The organism is Denitratimonas tolerans (assembly GCF_037203605.1).
GTDB classification, from domain to species: Bacteria; Pseudomonadota; Gammaproteobacteria; order Xanthomonadales; family Xanthomonadaceae; genus Denitratimonas; species Denitratimonas tolerans.
The window spans coordinates 1-1888 of the sequence record NZ_JBBDHC010000039.1 but is presented as its reverse complement, the minus strand read 5'-3'; the positions used below and the strand labels follow the sequence as shown (position 1 = coordinate 1888).

General features: G+C 70.8%; 1 protein-coding gene. It reads right to left on the bottom strand.

Annotation, left to right across the window (positions count from 1 at the left end):
- Positions 1–34: 34 nt before the first annotated feature.
- Positions 35–1888, bottom strand: a 1854-nt coding sequence (locus tag WB794_RS13455) for a BACON domain-containing protein (RefSeq protein ID WP_337336363.1), incomplete at its 5' end; no start/stop codon positions are given.

Here is a 1888-nt window from a genome sequence, read left to right as displayed (position 1 = left end):
TTCAGCGGCGACGCAGGTGCGCGGGAGGTGCGCCTTACTCGAACCCGTCGGAGAAGATCTCCGGCGGCAGCGGCGCGTCCACCGTCAGCGACACCGGCACCACCACCAGCGCGGTGCCGTTGCCCGGACCCGCGTCCGGGTCATTGCTCGTCACGCACAGGTTGCCCGCATAGCTCCCCACCGCGAGGCCGGTCGCATCGAACGTCACCGTCACCGCCGAGCTGCCGCCGGCGATCGTCGTTCCGCTCGCCGGCGATACCGTCAGCCACGGAATGTCCGAGGGCGCGGAGCACGCCGGCGGCGTCACCCCGCCCGCCGTGCCTTCCACCACGAACGGGAAGTCCTGCGGGGTCGTCGAGCCCGAATCCATCGCCGCCTGCCAGGTGCTGCTCGATCCGACGTACTGCATTGCGTTGGCACCCGGCGCATTGGTCTGCCCAACCAGCGTCACCGCAGGGGCCCACGGGCCCGAGGCCAGCGAGCCGCTCAGCTGCCAATCCACCCAGTACGTGCCCGCCGCAAGGCTCGTGCCCACCGTCGCCACCACCGCCATCACCGGGCGCTGGGTATTGCCCAGATCCGTCCCGCTGGTGCGGTAGACGTTGGTGAAGGCCGTGCTCGCCAGACGGTTGCTGCTGTCGTCGCCGAACACGATGTTGCTGCCCGCCGCGCCCGGCACGCCGTCCCAGATCCGCAGGTTCACGCCCGTGATCGTCGAGGCCGTGGTCGAGCCGGTCTGATAGGCGAAGAAGGTCAGCGTGTCGATCGTCCAGCCGCCCGCCGGTACCGTGAAGTCGTCGGCCAGACGGAACGGACCGGCCTGACTGACGTTGGAGCCAAGGCTGGTGTTGGTCAACTGCAGCGCGCTCACGTCCGCGCCACCCGCGCCACCGCCCGGATTGGTCACCAGCGGGCCGTTGTCGTGCAGCGTGGCCAGCGGGGCCAGCCAGGCACCCGTCGCCAAGCGTCCGGTCGCGGCCGCCGCCGGCGCATCCGCGCCCACCACCTCGCTCGCCGGCTGCGCCGACGGGACGAAGGCAGGCATCCGCGGAAGCCGCGGGGCGTTTTCCTCGGCGATCGACCAGTGGAGGTCCGCCGTTCCCGTGTTGCCCACGTCCAGCGTCTGCGTGGTGATGGCATCAGGTGCCTGCGTGCTCGACAGCGAGGCCGGGCTCACGTTCGCGTTCGGGATGCCGCCCGAGGCCTGGCAGCTCTGCACGCTCACGTTGTCCACGTCCCAGCCCGGACGGCTCACCGAGCTGTCCGTGCCGATCCGCCAGCGGAACTGCACCGTCTGGCCGGCATAGCTGCTCACGTCCGCGATGGTCTGCCGGTAGGTCGTCGTGGTCGCGCTGCACCAGGCCTGCAGGCCCGCCAGCGGGTTGCTGAAGCTGCCCGATATCGCGCCCACGTACGGGCCCACCAGCAGGTTCGCGTTCGGCACCTGGGTCCAGCTCGAACCACCGTTGCTGCTCACCTCCAGGATGCCGCCGTCGTAGCAGCCCGCGGTGCCGTTGTTCTCCAGGTTCGGCACGTGGTCGAACTTCAGTACCACCGGGTTCTCGCCCGTCGGCAGGCTCACCGGCGGAGACACCAGGCGCTGGTCGGTGATCGAACCCGTGTTCACGCCGCGCACGTGTTGCGCGCCGGCGTTCGGGTTGGCGGTCGAGATCGCCCAGGTGTTGGCGCCCGTACCCGCCGGCGTCGTCCACCCGCCCAGCCCGCCTTCGAAGGTCTCGGTCACCAGCACGTTGGCCACCGTGCCCGGGCCGCAATCGCCCGGGGCCGCCACCGTGGTGAAGCTCGATGCCGACGACCAGCCGCCGCTGCCGCAGGTGTTGCCGGCCCGCACTCGCCAGTAGTAGGTGCTGCTGGTGTTGAGCGCCGT